The organism is Pedobacter aquatilis, from assembly GCF_032678425.1.
GTDB lineage: Bacteria > Bacteroidota > Bacteroidia > Sphingobacteriales > Sphingobacteriaceae > Pedobacter > Pedobacter aquatilis_B.
The window spans coordinates 112,490-131,396 of record NZ_JAVTSG010000003.1; the positions used below are offsets into that span (position 1 = coordinate 112,490).

The following is an 18,907-nucleotide window of genomic DNA, read 5'->3' on the forward strand; positions in this document are numbered from 1 at the left end:
GATTTTTTAATAATTTTACTTGAATAAATTGATTAGTGTGAATTGTACACCTTTTAGGAATGTAAAGCTTGTTGTTTTTGATGTAGACGGCACATTGTATGATCAATCAAAGTTGAGAAAAAAGATGTTAAAATCATTAATTGGTTATTATTTTTTGAGACCTTGGAAAATAAAAGATTTACTTATAATACATCAATTTAGATTAGAACGCGAAACAAAGGCTGGTTTTGAAGCGCCCAATTTGAATGATAAACAATACGAGTGGTGCGCAGATAAATTGAAGTTACCGATTGAAAGAGTAAGAAGTGTAATTGATAAATGGATTTTCAATTTTCCCAATAAATACCTGGAAGCTTGCGTATATCCAGGCGTTAAAGAAACCTTTGATTCGCTTAACAAACAAAACATCAAAAAGGCAATCTATTCTGATTATGATGCAAATGAAAAATTAGTTAGCATGAATTTAGACGCTGATTTAATAGTAAGCTCAACAGATTTGAATATTAATGCCATGAAACCTATTCCTAAGGCAATAAATTATATTCTTGATGAATTTAAAATCGCAGATAAATCTACAGTTCTTTTTATAGGCGATAGAGATGAATTAGATGGAGCTTGTGCAAGAAATGCAGGAATACCTTATTTAATAATAAACAAAAACGAAGCAAAAAACAATTTCTACAAAATACTCTCAAAAAAAATACTTAATGAAAGTTAGGTGCTAAAATTATGATAGACAGAATAATATTACCCGATGATCCCCTGTCATCGGATAATTCATCCCCAAAAGAGCTTAAACCAGCATCAATTAAAGAATATATTGCAATCGCCAGACCAGATAACTGGGTTAAAAACCTTTTTATGGTTCCAGGAATGCTATTTGCACTATCAATTTTTCATACCCCATTTAACTCTGGCTTAGTCTTTAAAATTATAGTTGGCATTGTAAGTATATGCTTAATTGCCTCAGCAAATTATGTCATAAACGAATATCTTGATGCAGGCTTTGATAAATTTCATCCCTTAAAAAATAAGCGGTCGTCTGTTGTATCTATAGTAAATCCGGCTATTGTTTATACAGAATATGCAATACTGGCTGCCATAGGATTATGCCTTGCATTCTTAGTTTCGATTAAATTCTTTTCTGTTGCAGCCTTTCTGCTTTTTATGGGCATTATTTATAATGTAAAACCATTCAGAAGTAAAGACCGAGTTTTCTTGGATGTTCTAAGCGAATCTGTTAATAATCCTATACGCTTTGCGGCAGGTTGGTTTATTTTTAGTCCGGCTTTAGGTGTTCCAGATAGCAAATGGGATTTGAACTGGATAAATACCTTTCCGCCGGTGAGTATAATTATTGCATACTGGATGGGTGGTGCATTTTTAATGGCCACCAAACGTTTTGCCGAATTCAGATTAATTGACAACCCACAAATTGCCGGATTATATAGAAAATCATTCAAGTTTTACACGGAGAATAGCCTTTTAGTATCAATGTTTTTTTATGCAATTACGTGTGCCTTTTTTATGGGGATATTTTTAGTTAAAGATAGAATTGAACTTTTGGTAAGTTTTCCATTTTTTGCGCTTTTGTTTTCATGGTATTTAAAAATTGGTTTACTTGATGATTCGCCTGTTCAAGGTTCGGAAAAACTGTACACCAGAAAATGGTTTATGGTTTACCTGATATTATTTACAATATTGTTATGTGTTTTAATGTTTGTAGATATCCCATGGTTGCATTGGTTTTTAAAAAATGCGAACAATTATTAGGCTTAACTATTAAGCAATGAAGAGAGATTCCTATGATTTAGTTGTTGTTGGTACTGGTTTTGCCTCTACTTTTTTTCTTAAAAAATACTTATCTAAAGCATCTGGAGATAAAAAAGTTCTTGTTTTGGAGCGAGGTCATTTTTATCCACATGATGAAAGGCTTAAAGCCAAGCGTGGCGAAAAATCTGAATATCAAAAATTTGAAGAACCTTGGGAAAAGGCTATAAATAATATAAGCCCGTATAAAAAATGGCCTTTTACAACGGGCTTGGGCGGCTGTTCTAATTGCTGGTGGGGTTGTACACCTCGCTTCATGCCGTCAGATTTTAAAATGAAATCTCTGTATGGTATAGAACAAGATTGGCCAATTGATTACGATGATTTAGATCCTTACTATTATGAAACTGAAGATTTGATGCATGTATCGGGTCCGGAAGGTACCCCATTCCCCAGAAATGGAAGTTATCCATTACCTGCACATGAATTTAGTTTGGTTGATAAAGTTTTACATAAAACCTACGGTAATCAATATATTAGCCAGCCAACGGCTAGAGCAAGTAGGGCAACAGTTGGTAGAAACAGATGCATGACTTCGAGCACTTGCGATACCTGCCCTGTTAATGCAAAATTTACTATAGAAAACTCCAACATTGGTGTTTATAATGATGAACGTGTCGAGTTGGTTTACGGTGCGCAAGTTCACAATCTTATTATCGATAATGATGTAGTAAAAAAAGTATGTTTTATTCAGGATGGAAAAGAGCAAACTGTATCTGGTGAGGTTGTTGCACTTGGCGCAAACCCGTTTTTCAATTCTAACATATTATTAAACGCAGGTGATAAAACTCGAATGCTTGGAAAGGGTGTTGGTGAACAGCTTGGCATGCAGGTACTAATTTATTTGGATGGCATGAGTAATGTGGGCGGAAGCACCTGGGTAAACGCAAACGGTTATATGCTTTATGATGGCGAACATCGAAAAGATTTTGCCGCTTGTTTAATGGAAGTAAGTAATGCACCATATTACATTCGGTTAGAAAGAGGTAAATACCTAAATATTGCGAGTATAAGATTGTTATTTGAAGATGTTCCTTTAGATGTAAACCATGTCAGTAACACTTCTAATAAACTAGTACCAGATGTTCACCATGTGGAAAGATCGCCTTACACATTGAGGGCCATTGAGAATATGAAGCAAAAATTACCATCAATACTTTCTTGTTTACCAGTAGAGAAATTGGAATATCTATCTCCATTTCCTAATGAAGGGCATATTATTGGTGGAACCAGAATGAGTTCAGACCCTAACTTGGGCGTTGTGGATAAAAATATGATTCATCATAAGTTTAGAAACCTGTTTGTACTGGGCGCTGGTGCATTTACAACTTATAGTGCATCTAATCCAACCTTAACGCTTTCGGCCATGTCGTTGTATGCCGCTGATAAATCTTTTTAATATGAAAAGAAGAAAGTTTTTAACGTTTGCAGGCATTGCCGCCGGGAGTTTATTAATACCAACATCCATCTATTACATTAGCGGTTCCGTTAGTAAATATGCAGTATTGCTAATTAAAAGAGAGCTAAATTATTTAAAACTAGAAAATGGAATTGTTGAGCAATATGTAAATGATTACTTTCACAACAGTAATGACGCGGTAACAAGAATGAAATGGAAAACCATGTATTATCTAAAGTTAAACTGGGAAAAATCAAATATGCTTAAAGAGCTTATTAAATATTTTCTACTATCTACTGATTTTTTTATCAATAAAATGGACGAAAGTAAACCCGTTAAATACTTAGGTTTTTATAGTCCGTATAAAAGTCCGGTACCAAATCCCTTTGCTTATACACTCTATCCACCTAACTTAGTTGCAAATCCATAATCACTTTTTTCAAAATACATGAATTCGGTATCGATAATAACAGTTAATTTTAACCAGCATCAGGTTAACATAGATTTTTTAAAGTCTGTTTTATCGCATCCTTCAAATCATTATAAAGTTGAATTAATCTTTGTTGATAATGGGAGCGTTCTGCAACATGAAGCAGAATACAAATCAATATTTCCAGCCTTAAAGTATATCCGTTCTGATAAGAATTTAGGTTTTGCAGGCGGTAATAATTTGGGCATTTCTGTAGCTACGGGCGATTATCTTCTGTTATTAAATAATGATACCGAAATAACGGAAGGTTTTATCGATACAATGGTTAGCGAGCTGGAACAAAACTCCGAAATTGGGCTGCTTTCTCCACTTATTTTATATTACGATGAACCAAATGTTATCCAGTACGCAGGTTTTACTGAAATGAATTATCTAACCTGTAGAAATTCTGGAATCGGTAGTATGGAAACAAATACCGGACAATTTGATAATGATAGCAGAGCCACAGGTTTCTGCCACGGTGCAGCGATGATGTGCCGCAGAAGTGATTTACAAACTGCAGGTTTAATGGCCGATGAATTTTTCCTTTATTACGAAGAATTAGATTGGTGCGAAAAATTCAAAAAATCGGGTAAAAAAATATGGTTTACTGGCCAAACTAAAATTTACCATAAAGAATCTATGAGTGTTGGTAAAGAAAGCGTTATCAAAACTTACTTCATGACAAGAAACAGAATGCTCTTCATCCGTAGAAATACTGGGTTTTTAAATACCTTTTTGTTTAGCATTTATTATATTTTTATAGCCTGTAGCAAGCGAATTATAACTTATCTTCTTAAAGGAAGAAAAGACCTTGTAAAATGGGTTTTTAAAGGTTTAGTCTGGAATTTCACAAATAAAACAGACAGCAAAACGCTCGGTATTAAAATTTAAATTTCTATCAATGATTATAACTTTCTGGATTTCAATATTTATTGTTGTTTATACTTTCGTAGGGTATGGTTTTCTGCTCTTTTTTTTAGTTAGAATTAAGAAGCTTTTTGTTAAAAAGAAAGTGTTTAGCAATGATGCCGAACTACCAACAGTTACAATTTTAGTTGCTGCATATAATGAAGCCGATATTATCGAAGAAAAAATAAAGAACACACTTGAATTAGATTATCCAAAGGAAAAATTACAAATTATATTTATTACGGATGGCTCATCTGATGCAACACCTGATAAAATTAAGCCATACAGCCAAATACAGTTAATGCATGAAAATGCCAGAACAGGTAAAATGGCTGCAATTAAACGAGCTATTCCGCAGGTATTAAATGATATTATTGTTTTTACTGATGCGAATACTTTTTTAAATCAGCAGGCAATTAAAGCGCTGGTAAAACATTACCAAAATGAAAAAGTTGGAGCGGTAGCCGGAGAAAAGCGCATTATGGTTGAAGAACTTGCAGATGCAAGCTCGGCTGGCGAGGGGTTTTACTGGAAATACGAGTCTTACCTTAAAAAGTGGGATTATGAATTATATTCGAACGTTGGCGCCGCGGGAGAGCTCTTTAGTATTCGGGCGAAATTGTATCAACCTGTTGAATCAGATTCAATTATTGACGACCATATGATTGCCATGAGGATTGCCGAGAATGGCTATATAATCGCATACGAAGCTGAAGCTTACGCAATGGAAACGGCATCAGCCAACACAAAAGAAGAATTAAAACGCAAAATTAGAATTGCAGCTGGCGGATTACAATCTACATTGAGGTTAAAAAAGGCGGCTAATCCTTTTTACTACCCTATTCTAACTTTCCAATACATTTCCCATAGAGTATTAAGATGGACGGTTACGCCATTCTTGTTAATCGCAGCATTTCTGTTAAACATATTCATTGTTGCACAAACAGGTTTATTGCTTTACAAAGGGCTGTTGATAGCACAAATTCTATTTTATATACTAAGTTTAGCCGGTTGGTTTTTTGAAAGCAAAAACATTAAAATAAAGGTGTTTTTTATCCCTTATTATTTCTGTGTGATGAACTATGCGGTTATCGCCGGGATTTTTAGATACCTTGGAAAAAACCAAAGTGCAGCTTGGGAAAAATCTAAAAGAAAGTAATTAAATCTGCCAAAATTTAAATTGATCTTCTTCAGTTGGCTGATATGCAATGCTTGCGATGTAATTTTCTTCAAGAGAAAAAGTTTTCCAATAGTAATTATAATTCTTGCGTAAGTCCGATTTCTTAGTGGTATCTATAGATTCTAAATTGTCAATTAAACCTTCGCCGGTGGCTTTTAAAAGTGCCTCTTTTCTAGTCCAGAAAGTGTAAAAGGTATCAAGATTATTATTTGATAAATATTTTATTTCCTCCGGATGAAAACAGATTTCCAATAACGATTCAAAATCAAAAGCTCTGTTAATGGATTCAATATCAACTCCTATTGGTTTGCTGCTAATTGTTATCAAAATTAAATTTCCGCTATGCGAAACATTAAATTCAATTCCATTTAATTTGGGTTTTTTATTGTTATGGAAGCTAAATTCCAAATCTGTGGGTGCAATCTCCGTGAATTGGGCAAGTATTAATCTTAAAAAATATTTGCTTGTTATGTATCTTTCTTTATCGTTGTTGTGAAGATATTTAGATGATTTTAAAAGTTCAGCATCCGATAAAATAGCATTGTACTCGGTAGAAATATCTTTAAATTTCTCAGCTACATTAATTTTGAAAACGTGTATTTTATTCAAATCCCATTTCCAATTGGCTGTTTCCCAAATTATATTGCTAACAAAATTCTGCATCTACTGGCAATATTAAATTTTAAGTGTAAAATACTAAGCAATCTTTAATTAATAAAAAGATTACTTAGTGTTTCAAATGATGGATGTATAATGGTAAACTATATAGAATTAAGCTTTTTCTGAAGTATTTCGGCAAATGCTTTATCGTTTGGTGGAAATAAAAATGTTTTATGGTCGCCAGGTATTTCGTGTACCTCAACGCCTTGTTTAGCAAATTTACCCCAACCTAAATACACCAAATCATCAAGATAATATAATCTCTTAGCTACTCTGAATAAAGTTACTTTTAAATCTGCTGGCTCCAATAAATAATTGTTGTGTGCGGTATTATAGTTTTTGTAAATTTCAGCTTCATATTCCGTTAAAACATCTTTAGTTACTACATTATTGGTCTTAATTTTCTCAATTCTGTTTTTCGTAACTGCTAACTGATATTCCATAGCCTCTTTCGGATTATTTATGAAAGATTTTGCGAAAAATGGCACTTTATGGAACTGACGTTTAACTTTTTTAAACAAATGATTAGCCTTATCTTCAATTATTTCGTTATTTCCTGCATAAGTATCCATAACACCCAATAATTTAATTTCCTTGCCTAATGATTTCAGTTCCTTGGCAATTTCAAAGGCGATAAAGCCACCTAAAGAATATCCTGCAATCGCATATGGGCCATTTGGGTAAACTTCTAGAATTTCTTTAACATAGCGTTTGGCAATCTCATTCATAGTTTGTGGTACATCCGTTGGATGATTTAAACCCAAAGCTTGCAAGCCGTAAACAGGTTGATCATCATCAAAATAATTGCTGATTGATTTAAACAGCAAAATGTTTAAACCACCACCATGAATTAAAAATATAGGCGTTTTGCTCCCTTTTGTTTTTATAGGCACCAAGGCATCCCAACAAAATTCAGGTTTTTCATCTGAGAGTTGCCTTGCTAGTTTCTCAATGGTAGAATTATTGAAGAGCGTAGCTAAAGGAAGTCTTTTACCTGTCGATTTTTCGATGGCAACCATAACTTTTACAGCCAACAAAGAGTGTCCACCTAATTCAAAGAAATCATCATCAGCTTTCAAGTTATCAATGCCTAAAATCTCTTTCCAGATATCTGAAACTAAGATTTCATTTATTGAAAGTGTTCTTGACGTTGATTCCGTATTTTTTGCAATTTTTCTTAAAGCTGGTTTTGGTAAAGCTTTTCTATCAATTTTTGCATTAGGTGTTAAAGGAAAACTCTTTAATGCAATAAATTCTTCCGGAATCATGTATGCTGGCAAATGTTCGTTCAAATTAATTTTCCAGGTTTCAACAATTTCTTTTGAAAGGTGAATTTCGTTGCCAGATATTGGTGTTCTGGCAAACTCGTAAATATTTTTCTTTAATTCCTCAGGAGATGCAAATTCTGGAATAATTAAATTCTCAGATTTAGGAATGAAAATCACATCAAAAAGACCGTCAGTTCCATCGGTTGTCCATCTTACATGTGCGTTGTAATTCAATTTATTTCCCAAATCCCAAAATAAATTAGGATGCAAACCTTCATTTACCGATGCTATTTTCGATTTTACTTCTGAAATAAGCATTTCTGGGTCAGCAAAATCCATTAATTTTAGAAGCGTTAAATCTTTTGCAGTTCTGGAATTTAAAATGTTCTTAATTTCGATAACAGAGCTCAGGTTTTGAGTTAAAATTTGCTCAAGCTCAGTAAGTTGTTTAACCTCATCCCAATTTTTTGTTAAATCAGATTTAACAGTTTTTACTGCTTGATTTACATAAAGCCAAACGTCGTAATGGTATTTAGTAGTTTCATTTATAGAATGGCCTCTCCTTAACTGGACATCAACACCACTTATTTCTGGAAAAAGTTTAGGTAATGCATAGAAAAATGCCGGGTCTGCAACAAACTCTTCCTCAATTCTAATTCTGTTATCTACAATTTCCTTGAATATCTCAATCGTGTTTGAATCAGCATCTCTTGGTAAATGATCTATAGCATGGCACATCTGCAAAGAATTTTTGCCTTGCATATCACCAATAAAAATGCAACCACCATTAGTAATTGATTTGATAGATTGTTTAATAACATCCAAAAGGTAATCAGCATTTGCAAAATATTGCGCAACACTATGAATCAACACTAAATCAACAGGTGTGTCTCCAATAGCCGAAAAATCATCTGCCGGGGTTGCGAATGCTTTTACATTGTTCCATTTTTCAGGTTCAGCATTTATGTGCAGGTTAATGTTATCTATTGCAGCCTGAGCATAATCTGTAGCGATATAGTATTCAGTTTCAGGCGCTAATTCATACAATATTTGTCCTGCGCCGCTACCAATTTCATAAATTCGCTGAGCTTTTTGCTCCTTTATTCTACTTACTGATGTTTCAAGCCACTCAGCAAGTTGTTTTTTTAGTTCTTCACTATTCTCTAAATTTTCTAATAGTGTACCATCAATATTTTGTTCAGAAATATCAAGATCTTTTTTATCTTCTGCACCAGTTGTATAAATAGTATCCCAGTGCTCCCGCCAGGATGGATGCTCGTTTGTAAGTCCTTTTCTATCTTCAAGTGTAATGTAAGCAATTAAGCGTTTATCCATTGGTACATCTTCACGAGCCAAAACTACCGCTTGTTTTACACCATCTTGTTTTGAAATAATAGATTCAATTTCTCCTAGTTCAATTCTATGTCCACGAATTTTTACCTGATGATCTATTCGTCCTAAACACTGAATTTCTCCATTATCGAGCACTTTACCCAAATCACCTGTTCTATAAACCGTTTTGCCAGATTTATTGCTAAATGTATCGGCAACAAATTTTTCAGAAGTTAAATCAGCTCTGTTTAGATAGCCTTCGGCAACGCCATCTCCACCAATGTAAATCTCTCCAATTTCATTATCTGGCAAGGCTTTTCCGTTCTCATCTATAATATAGACTTGGGTATTATTTATTGGGTGGCCGATTGATAAAACTTTATTATCAGCCTTAATTTTCTTAATGGTTGACCAAATTGTGGTTTCGGTAGGGCCATACATATTCCAAAGCTCGGTTGATAAGCTGAGTAACTTCGTAGCTAAATCTTTAGGTAAGGCTTCTCCACCAGAAAGTATTTTTAGATTGAACCTTGTATTCCATCCCGAATCCAGTATCATCTGCCAGGTTGATGGTGTGGCTTGCATAATGCTGATCTGCTCATCTTCCAAAAGTTGTAAGAGAATACGACCATCCTTCGTGGCTTCAGTGCTTGCCAAAACCAATTCTGCACCCGAAATTAATGGTAAATAAAGCTCTAAACCAGCAATATCAAATGATATAGTAGTGATGGCGAGTAATCTGTCGGTTTCCTTGATACCAGGCAAAGTCCTCATACTAATTAGAAAATTTGCCAAATTACGATGCGTAATTTTAACACCTTTCGGTTTGCCGGTAGAACCAGAAGTGTACAGAATATAGGCTAAATCGCTTCCTTTAATCTCCTTATTTTGAAAGCTTTTTGAATAAGATTGAAGATTTGGCCAAACTTTATTAATGGCAATTTCTTCTGCTTTACTTTGGTATTTATTTTTGAATTCGTCAGAAACCAGAAGCATTTTAGCTGCTGAATCTTCAAGCATGAATTCTATTCTATCTAATGGATATTCAGGATCTAGTGGTAAATATGTAGCACCGGTTTTAAGTATCGCCAATAAAGAAATTAACATTTCTGTAGAGCGTTCCATAGAGATTGCGACAATATCACCGGTTGTTATTCCTTTTTCATGAAGATAAGCCGCAAGCTGATTAACTTGCTCATCAAGCTGTTTATAGCTAAGTTTTATGTGATTAAAACTTAAAGCTGTTTTAGCTGAGTACGTTGCTACGGCTTGTGCAATTAATGTATTAACCGTTTCATTTTCATCGATAAAAACTTCTTCAGCAGGTTCAATGTAAACACTTTGTTTTCCGGTAAGTTCTGCAATACTCGAAGTTGAATTAGCAACAATTTTTTCTAAAAGCTGATTAAATTCTTTGTTGAATGTTTCAATCGTTTCTGCTTTAAAAAGCCCCGAATTGTAAGACCATTCTAATATTAATCCATCTTTTGAACCGGTTGCATTTAAGAATATCTCGAAATTTTCATAAGCCCTTGGGTTACTGATAAGTTTGTAATCCAGTCCATCAAACCGAACGGAATTATCCATGCCCATATCAATGTTAAAAACTACCGGAACTAAAGTAATTCGCGATGGGTCTCTTGGGATGTATAGCTTTTTAATTAGTTCGCCAAAAGTTAACCTTTGATGATCATAAGCATCCAAAACTTCGCCCTTGCGTTTCTTTAAATAATCAAAAAAGGATTTTTCAGTATTGATGGTGGTTTTTAATGGAAGCAAATTAACACAGTGACCAACCAAATCGTATAATTCTGTAGCCGACTGACCCGATGACGGTAGACCTACAACGATATCTTTTTGACTGGTTTTTTGATATAGGAAAACCTCAAACGCAGAAAGCAACGTAGTAACCAAACTACAGCCCGCCTTAGCTCCAATGGCTTTGATTTGATTCACAAAATCTTTTGATAGGGGATAGTCGATGCGGTTTCCCTTGTAAGTTCTGGGCGATTGACGAGGATAATCTGTTTGTAAATCTACTACCGGAACGTTATCCTTAAAAACATCAAGCCAGAAATTTTCAGTTTCGATAAAATCAGCAGATTTTTTGAATTTAGCTTGAGCTAATGCATAATCACTTATTTGTGCAGGGCGATTTAAAACCAATGTTTCGCCTTTGCTGTAAGCGTTATACATTTTACTTAAATCTTCCAATATCACACCTGTAGACCAACCATCGCCTATGGCATGGTGTTTAACGATGGTAAAAAAGTGTTCAGTAGAATTTAATTTATGTAAATAAACTTTAAAAAGTGGTCCTTCATATAAATCAAGTGGATTATCAAGAGCCTCTCTAACAAAAGATTTTAAATATGCTTTTTGCGCAGATGCATCTAAATTACAGATGTCGACTAAATTAAAATCAACTGGTAAGTCTTTATAAATTATTAGCGATTCTCCATTCGGACTGATGGTTGAACGTAATGCCTCATGGCGTAAAACTAGGTCTTGTATCGCTTTGCTAAGAGCATCAAAATCTAATTCACCTTTAATTTCAAGCGAAACAGATTCATTATAGGATAGATTTGCATCCACACCACCAATAATGCAAGAGAGCCAAATTTCTCTTTGCGGCTCATTCGTGGCAGTAATTTTTTCAATTCTCTTTACCTCCCCAAACGGGTCAAAATCAACTGGAGTAAAGCTTGGCATAATGTTTTGTTTTTATTCTGGGAGATTAATTTACTTGAAGGTATTTACCTGGGTTTGTTTCATCTTTTACAAACCAGGCCGGGTTACCATCTTTGTCTTTTCCTAACCTTGCATTTGGAGCTGGTGGTTGATTTAAGTCTTCCAAAACATTTTCCTGTTCTGGATGAATATATTCAGGAATAAATCCAACTTCTCTTAATTCAATTAAACTTTCTTCAAAGCATTTAACAATTTGATTGATGTCGCTATTTGAATGTGCAGTTGTTAAAAAGCAGGCAAAACCCTCTAAAACATGGATGCCTTTTAGGCGCATCAGTGTAAAAAATAATTCGGTGTAAGGATATTCCTCAATAAATTTTATTCTCCACAACGATCCAAATTGTGCAACGTACATAGGTACATTTAATCGTCTGCAAAGCGCATTAATTGTATTTGCAATATAAGTTCCATTTGCATTTAAATTTTCTTGCAGCTGAGGACCCATTTCTTTAAGATAATTTAAAGATGCTTTAGCGGTTGCCAAGGCTAGGGGATGCCTAACAAAAGTTCCTGCGAAATAAGTAACTCCAACTTCTGGAATGGAATCGTCACCAAATTGCCAAAAACCGCCATCAAGTGCATCCATATATTTCTTTTTACCAGCGATAATTCCGATAGAAATACCACCTCCGGCAACTTTTCCATATGTGCCTAAATCGGCCTGTATGCCAAATAAACCTTGTACGCCTGCCGGATGAAATCTAAAGCCGGAGATTACCTCATCAAAAATTAATACAGTTTCAGCGTCTTCAGTTATTTTTCTTAGTTTTTTTAGGAAATCTATAGGTTGGAAATCTGCTCTACGGCTTTGAACCGGCTCTACTAAAACGGCAGCTATTTCATTCGCTCTCTCTTCGATAATTCTTAAAGATTCTTCAGTGCCATAATCTAAAATCAGCATGTTTTGAACCGCCTCTGGCATAATACCCGGTGCTGCAGGGAAGGTTTTTAATTTTTTACTTCCTCTAACAATTACCTCATCGGTAATACCATGATAAGAACCTGTAAAAGCAACGATTGTAGAACGTCCGGTAACCGTACGGGCTATACGCATTGCGCCTAAAACGGCTTCAGAGCCTGTATTGCATAACCCAGCTCTATCAAAATTAGTAAACTCGCAAATTAATTTGGAAACTTCACCCGCAAGCTCATGCTGAGGGCCAATTTCATAGCCTTTCTCAATTTGGTCGATTAATGCATTTTTAATTACATCTGGCTGGTAACCCAACATATTTGAACCAAAACCGTTCAACGCATCGATATATTCGTTACCATCGATATCCCAAACACGACTTCCTTTCGATTTATTGATAACAATCGAATAAACAAGTTCCTTTGTTGCAGGCTTAAAACCTGACACAACCCTTGGGTCGGCCATGTGCGGACGATGTTCTTGTGTGTAGCTTTTACTTGACTTCGTTTTCTCGTTATACCTTTTAGTCAAATCAGCCAAATATTTAGCTTGCGTATCATTTAAGGCAGCCGATTGCTTTTCAATTCTAGCTGCGGCACCGAAAGGTTTTTTAATTTCGATTTCCTCTTCAGGCGTTAAATCTGATGTTGGTTTAACTTCGGCTGGTGCACTTGGCTTTGGTGCCTGTGCCACAACATTTGGCTGAATATTATTTTGAACAACCTGACTTTGGTTATTTTGCAATAGAGAAATCTGCATACCCAAAAGTTGTAGTTGCTGGCCAATTAAATCCAAAGCAGAACCATTAACAATTGTATTATTTGAAATGGGTTGATTAAATGAAACAGGATTATGGTTTTGAAAACTTTGAGTTTGCAATTGGGCAGGTTGTTCTGGTGCAACTGTTATCGCATCCGCTGGTAGGTTCGCATCAAGATAATTTGTAAGCAAATCTAATGTGCCAAACTCCTCGTTCAATTGCCTAAATGTGATTGGTAAAGAAAATTGTTTCTTTAAAATTAGTGCAACCTGAGTGAGTAATAATGAATCTAAACCAATTTCTATAAAGGTCATATCTGGAGTAGCATTATTCATTTCAATGCCTGATGCATCTTCCAAAATATCTTTCACTTGCTTAATCAATGCCTGCTTTCTCATTATTGGTAAAGGTTTATTTTGTTCAATATTAGTGTTTTGTATATAAGGGATGGTTGTATTTGTACTCACATTTGTAAATTGAATTGGCTCTACCCAATGACGCGATTTGTTAAAGGCGTAGGTAGGCAAATCGTAAACTTTAATTCTATCCTCTTCGCGATAAAAAAGCGTCCAATTAAAATCAAATCCGTTAAGCCATAAGTTACCAACTGCTTTTAAAATAGAGTGATACGCTGTTTGATTTGTTTTAGGGAAATCTAATGAAGTAATAATTACACCATTTTTTTGTAAAGGTTGCTGGCGGATAAAAGTGCTTGTTGCATTACCAGGGCCAATTTCAATAAATGCTTTTTCACCATTTTCTTCAATAAGCTTTTTAGCAGCCTTTTCGAAATTAACAGTTGCTCTTAAGTGATTTGCCCAATAGCCAACATCAACTGCATTTTCGTCGGTTAATATTGTACCTGTTACAGTTGAATATATTGCAATTGATGGTTTGTTTAACTTAATTTCTTTTAAAGATTCTTTAAAAAGCTCAACAACAGCATCCATCATAGACGAATGAAAAGCGTGGCTGGTTTGTAATAATTTGTTTGGAATCTCTAATTCATTTAATTTTTCAGAAAATGAGTCGACAGCAGAAGTTTCACCTGCTAAAACTAATAACTCAGCAGAATTAATTGCAGCTACAGAAATTTTCTTTGGTAATATGTTCTGGATATCTTCAAGTTTTGCTCTAACCGAAAGCATACTACCACCAGGTAGTTCACTCATTAATCTACCTCTTGTCGAGATAATTTTCAAAGCATCCTGAAGGTTTAGTATGCCTGCAAAGTATGCCGCAACAAATTCTCCGATGCTGTGCCCAATAAATGCAGAAGGATAAACACCCCAACTCATCCACAGTTTTGCTAAAGAATAACCTAACATAAATAGGGCAGGTTGGCTATACTTTGTGTTTTTTAGCTTGTTTTCTGCAGCATCACTAACTTCCTCCGGGTAAATAATCGATAGCAAATCTTCATTTATTTCAAGTTTTAACAAAGCATTACATTCATCCATTGCATTTCTAAAGATGGATTCATTTTCATATAATGCTTTTCCCATGTTCAGGAATTGGGAACCCTGACCTGGGAACATGAAGACCACTTCTCTAATGGTTTTTGTATTTTTTTTCGTTTGATTAATTAATCCTGAAGCATTATTAATCTGTTCAATGAATTCAATACCATCTTTTGCAACAGCGAAACTTCTGTGATTAAAATTATGTTTGAAATTGTTTAAAGTATAAGCTACATCAGCAAAAGCATTATCTTTAGGTTGTTTAAAATAATCGCTGAGTTTTTGACCATAATTATTCAAACTCTTTTCATTCTTGGCCGACCAGGTTAAAAGTTGAAGCGATTTTGATTCGGAACTTAACTTTTCTACATTTTCATATTCTTCTAAAACAACATGAACATTTGTACCACCCACGCCGAAAGAACTAACGCCAGCAATTCTTTTGCCATCAATATCCCAATCTTTAAATGTTGAATTAACGACAAAGGGACTGTTCTCGAAGTCGATGTTTGGGTTTGGTTTTGCGTAATTTATGGAAGCCGGAATTTGCTTGTAGTGTAAGGCTAAACTTGCTTTAATTAATCCGGTAACACCAGCTGCACAGGTAAGATGGCCAAAGTTGCTCTTAACAGAACCAATAGCACAATATTGTTTTTTATTTTGATTACCGAATGCAATATTTAATCCTTCAATCTCTATTGGATCACCCAATGGAGTAGCTGTTCCATGCGATTCGATATAAGTTATATCGGCAGGATTAACGCCTGCGTCTTCAATTGCCATAGAAATTGCAGCGGCTTGTCCTTCTGCGCTTGGGGCAGTAAAGCTCCCTTTATTTCCGCCATCATTATTTATGCCGATGCCTTTAATGATGCCGAAAATTACATCTCCATCTTTAATGGCTTCCTCTTTATCTTTCAAAAGTACAACACCTGCGCCGTCACTAAATACAGTACCTTCCGCTTTGGCATCGAATGGCCTGCAATGCCCATCGTTACTCAGCATTGCACCCTCTTCATATAAATGCCCAACATTTACTGGAGCATTAATGGTTGCACCACCTGCTAATGCCATTTCGCATTGTCCACTTCTTATACTTTGTACAGCTTGTGCAACTGCTAATAATGAAGTTGAACATGCCGACTGAACATTTACAGCAGGACCTTTAAGATTTAAGGTATATGCTGTTCTGGTTGCTACATAGTCCTTATCATTAACGGTTACCACTTGAAATTTCCCGGCATTTTGTATTAATTCTGAATTGGATACAACATTATTTGCGTAATAAGTATTTACCCTTACACCGGCAAAAACACCAATTGTGCCATCATATTTATCAGGTACATAACCTGTTTTTTCCAAGGTTTCCCAGGCAATCTCTAGGAATATACGTTGCTGCGGATCCATCAGTTCGGCTAATTTTGGCGTTATGCCAAAAAACGAAGCATCAAAATCGGCAACATTTTCGATTATCCCTCTCGCTTTAACATAGTCAGCATCATTTTTTACGTTTGATGGAATGCTTGGGTCAAGCTCGTCATCAGTAAAAAAGCGTGTGGTTTCCTTACCCTCTTTTAGATTTTTCCAAAGTTCTTCGATGGTATCAGCTCCCGGAAAACGACCAGACATGCCAATTATAGCAACATCAGAATTATTTCTACGCGTTGTTTTTTTCTTGTTGCTCCTGGTTTTATTTCTGCCATCTAAAAAGGCAGCCAAATCTATAATTTTAGGGAATTGGTATATTTTGGTTACTTGTAGTGCTAAACCGAAGCGTTCTTTCAATAAAGCTATAGATTTTTGCGCCAATAAGGAATTGCCTCCAAGCTCAAAGAAATTATCCTCAATACCAACTCTTTGTACATTTAAAACCGCTTTCCAAATTTCAGAAATTTGTGTTTCTGTTTCATAGTTTGGAGCATAATACTGATTTGTTAAAAGAGTAGAAGCATCCGGATCTGGTAGTGCTTTCTTATCAATTTTTCCATTTAAAGTAAATGGTATCTCCTTAAGCTGAACCAATAACTGCGGCACCATAAATGATGGAAGTTTGCTTTCCAGAAAGCTGATAATAGCTTTCTTATCATAAGTACCTTCGGTTACAACATATGCAATTAATCTTTTGTCGCCTTCTCCGGCATCTTTAGCTAAAACAACACCTTGCTTAACATTTGGCGCCTTTTGAAGTATGTTTTCAATCTCGCCTAACTCAATACGGTAACCTCTAATTTTTACCTGGTCATCAATTCTACCAAGATATTCGATATTGCCATCTGCCAGTTTTTTTACTAAATCGCCGGTTTTATACAATCTTTCATTGCCATCATTACTTATAGTATCGGCAATAAAGCGTTCATTGGTTAAATCTGGTCTGTTCAAATAGCCAGTAGCCAATCCCGAACCACCGATGTGTAATTCTCCCTGTAAACCATCTTGTACAGGAATGCCATTTTCGTCTAAAATGTGTAAACGGGCATCAGTAAACGCCTTTCCAATTGGTATGATATGACCATAACCTATATCCTTTTTTACTAAATGGATTAATTTTCCAATTGTAGTTTCAGTAGGACCATAATGGTTTACGATTTGATAAGATCGTTCTGGGTTTTCAATTATTTTCTTTATAAGAGAGGTGTACAGCGCTTCTCCACCAAACATCAGTATTTTTTTTGGGAGAAGTTCCAGTCCGTTCAAACTTAATGATTTCCAGTGCGAGGGTACGATTTTCAGAAAATCTATTTCATGTTCATTGAAATAATGATGAATGTAATCTACATTATTAAAATTTTCTTTAGTAAATAGATGCAGTGTTTTGCCATATAACAGCGCACCGAATAGAATGGTATTTCCTAAATCCGTAGCCAAAGTTGCGCCGATAGCAAATGTATTGCACTTTGAAATCGATAAGCTTTTTTCCAGTCCCTCAAAGTAATCAATAAGATTTCTATGCTTAATTAGTACACCTTTAGGTTTACCAGTAGAGCCGGAAGTATAAATGATATAGGCCAGATTTTCAGGCTGTACCGTTGAAACATCTAGGTGTTCAGGAAAATTTAGAGATTCTGTCCAATTATCAGATGCATTTATTATTATTTTATCCTGCGCAGCAGCTAAAAAGTGAGATGAAACATTATCTGAAATAACAACTGATGCAGCCGTATCTTCCAGCATAAATTTTATCCTGTTAGCAGGGAATTCCGGGTCTATCGGAACATATGCAGCACCAGATTTTAAAATTGCCAATATTGCAATAGCCATATCAACCGATTTGTTTAAACAAACCGGTACGATACTATTTGCACCAATACCAAACGATATTAAGTGGTTTGCAATTCGGGTAGAAAGTTGATCTAAATCGTTATATGTGATTTTTGTATTCTCGAAAACAATAGCAATTCTCTCAGGGTAGTTTCGAACCTGATTAGAAAATATATTTGTTATTGTGTTACTCATGGTAGAGTGCAGGTAATTAGTTATGACGGATTAAATATATATCTAAAACTTTTAAATACGATTAAGATTAGTGTAAAACTTTAAGGAGTTAAGGGGGTAAAAATTAAGCATGGTTTTAACCACAAAACATCATTAAGATTTAATGAGGAATCTTTTAAAGGCGGAGCATGAAAAAAGTTTATTTTTCTATGCTCATTTTTTTTTGAGCTTTCAGTCATGATTTGAGAGTTGTTGACTTAAATTTTTGCTTCTTAATCAATTACAGTTTAAGTTGCTTTAAATAGGGTAATTTTTTACAATTAGTTTATTTGTATATCAAGCTAACTGCGGTTTTTTATCTGGTTATGCAAATACTTGCACATTCCAAATATATGAAAATATAATTGTTTAATGTTGGTACAAATGAGAAAGGGGCTTAAATCCATAAGCCCCAATAAACCAAACAAACTATTTATGAAGTTTATATATAACCAACAACAAAATAATTTGTTTTAAAAAAAGAGATTAAAATTAATTAATC

Annotated in this window: 9 protein-coding genes; 6 read left to right on the top strand and 3 right to left on the bottom strand. The window is 34.8% G+C overall.

Annotated features, from left to right (window positions below):
• Nucleotides 1-19 precede the first annotated feature (19 nt).
• From R2Q16_RS10450 to R2Q16_RS10475, 6 genes are read left to right on the top strand one after another with little or no spacing between them, the layout of a single operon-like run.
• The gene (locus R2Q16_RS10450) at nucleotides 20-718 is read left to right on the top strand and encodes an HAD-IA family hydrolase (RefSeq protein ID WP_316736900.1); all 699 of its coding nucleotides are present in this window, start codon (nucleotides 20-22) and stop codon (nucleotides 716-718) included.
• An 11-nt stretch (nucleotides 719-729) separates the two neighbouring features.
• Nucleotides 730-1,773, top strand: coding sequence for a UbiA prenyltransferase family protein (locus R2Q16_RS10455; RefSeq protein ID WP_316736901.1), 1,044 nt, complete (start codon nucleotides 730-732; stop codon nucleotides 1,771-1,773).
• A gap of 16 nt (nucleotides 1,774-1,789) precedes the next feature.
• A complete protein-coding gene (locus tag R2Q16_RS10460; RefSeq protein WP_316736902.1) occupies nucleotides 1,790-3,229 on the top strand; it encodes a GMC oxidoreductase in 1,440 nt (479 codons plus the stop codon).
• 1 nt (nucleotide 3,230) lies between these two features.
• Complete coding sequence (locus R2Q16_RS10465) at nucleotides 3,231-3,659, top strand: hypothetical protein (RefSeq protein ID WP_316736903.1); 429 nt, start codon at nucleotides 3,231-3,233, stop codon at nucleotides 3,657-3,659.
• A gap of 18 nt (nucleotides 3,660-3,677) precedes the next feature.
• Nucleotides 3,678-4,592: a glycosyltransferase family 2 protein gene (locus R2Q16_RS10470; protein WP_316736904.1), complete on the top strand. Its 915-nt coding sequence runs from the start codon at nucleotides 3,678-3,680 to the stop codon at nucleotides 4,590-4,592.
• Nucleotides 4,593-4,602: 10 nt separating this feature from the next.
• Nucleotides 4,603-5,769 (top strand): glycosyltransferase family 2 protein, encoded by a 1,167-nt coding sequence (locus R2Q16_RS10475; RefSeq protein WP_316736905.1) that lies wholly within the window; start codon nucleotides 4,603-4,605, stop codon nucleotides 5,767-5,769.
• Here the strand turns inward: R2Q16_RS10475 and R2Q16_RS10480 are convergent, their stop codons facing one another.
• The 3 genes from R2Q16_RS10480 to R2Q16_RS10490 all read right to left on the bottom strand — a co-directional run bounded on the left by R2Q16_RS10480 (nucleotide 5,770) and on the right by R2Q16_RS10490 (nucleotide 18,387).
• On the bottom strand, nucleotides 5,770-6,453 hold the full coding sequence (locus R2Q16_RS10480; RefSeq protein ID WP_316736906.1) for a 4'-phosphopantetheinyl transferase family protein: 684 nt from the start codon (nucleotides 6,451-6,453) through the stop codon (nucleotides 5,770-5,772).
• A 98-nt stretch (nucleotides 6,454-6,551) separates the two neighbouring features.
• Entirely contained in the window at nucleotides 6,552-11,762 is a 5,211-nt protein-coding gene (locus R2Q16_RS10485) for a non-ribosomal peptide synthetase (protein WP_316736908.1), read from the bottom strand.
• A 25-nt stretch (nucleotides 11,763-11,787) separates the two neighbouring features.
• The gene (locus tag R2Q16_RS10490) at nucleotides 11,788-18,387 is read right to left on the bottom strand and encodes a polyketide synthase (protein WP_316736910.1); all 6,600 of its coding nucleotides are present in this window, start codon (nucleotides 18,385-18,387) and stop codon (nucleotides 11,788-11,790) included.
• Nucleotides 18,388-18,907: the final 520 nt, after the last annotated feature.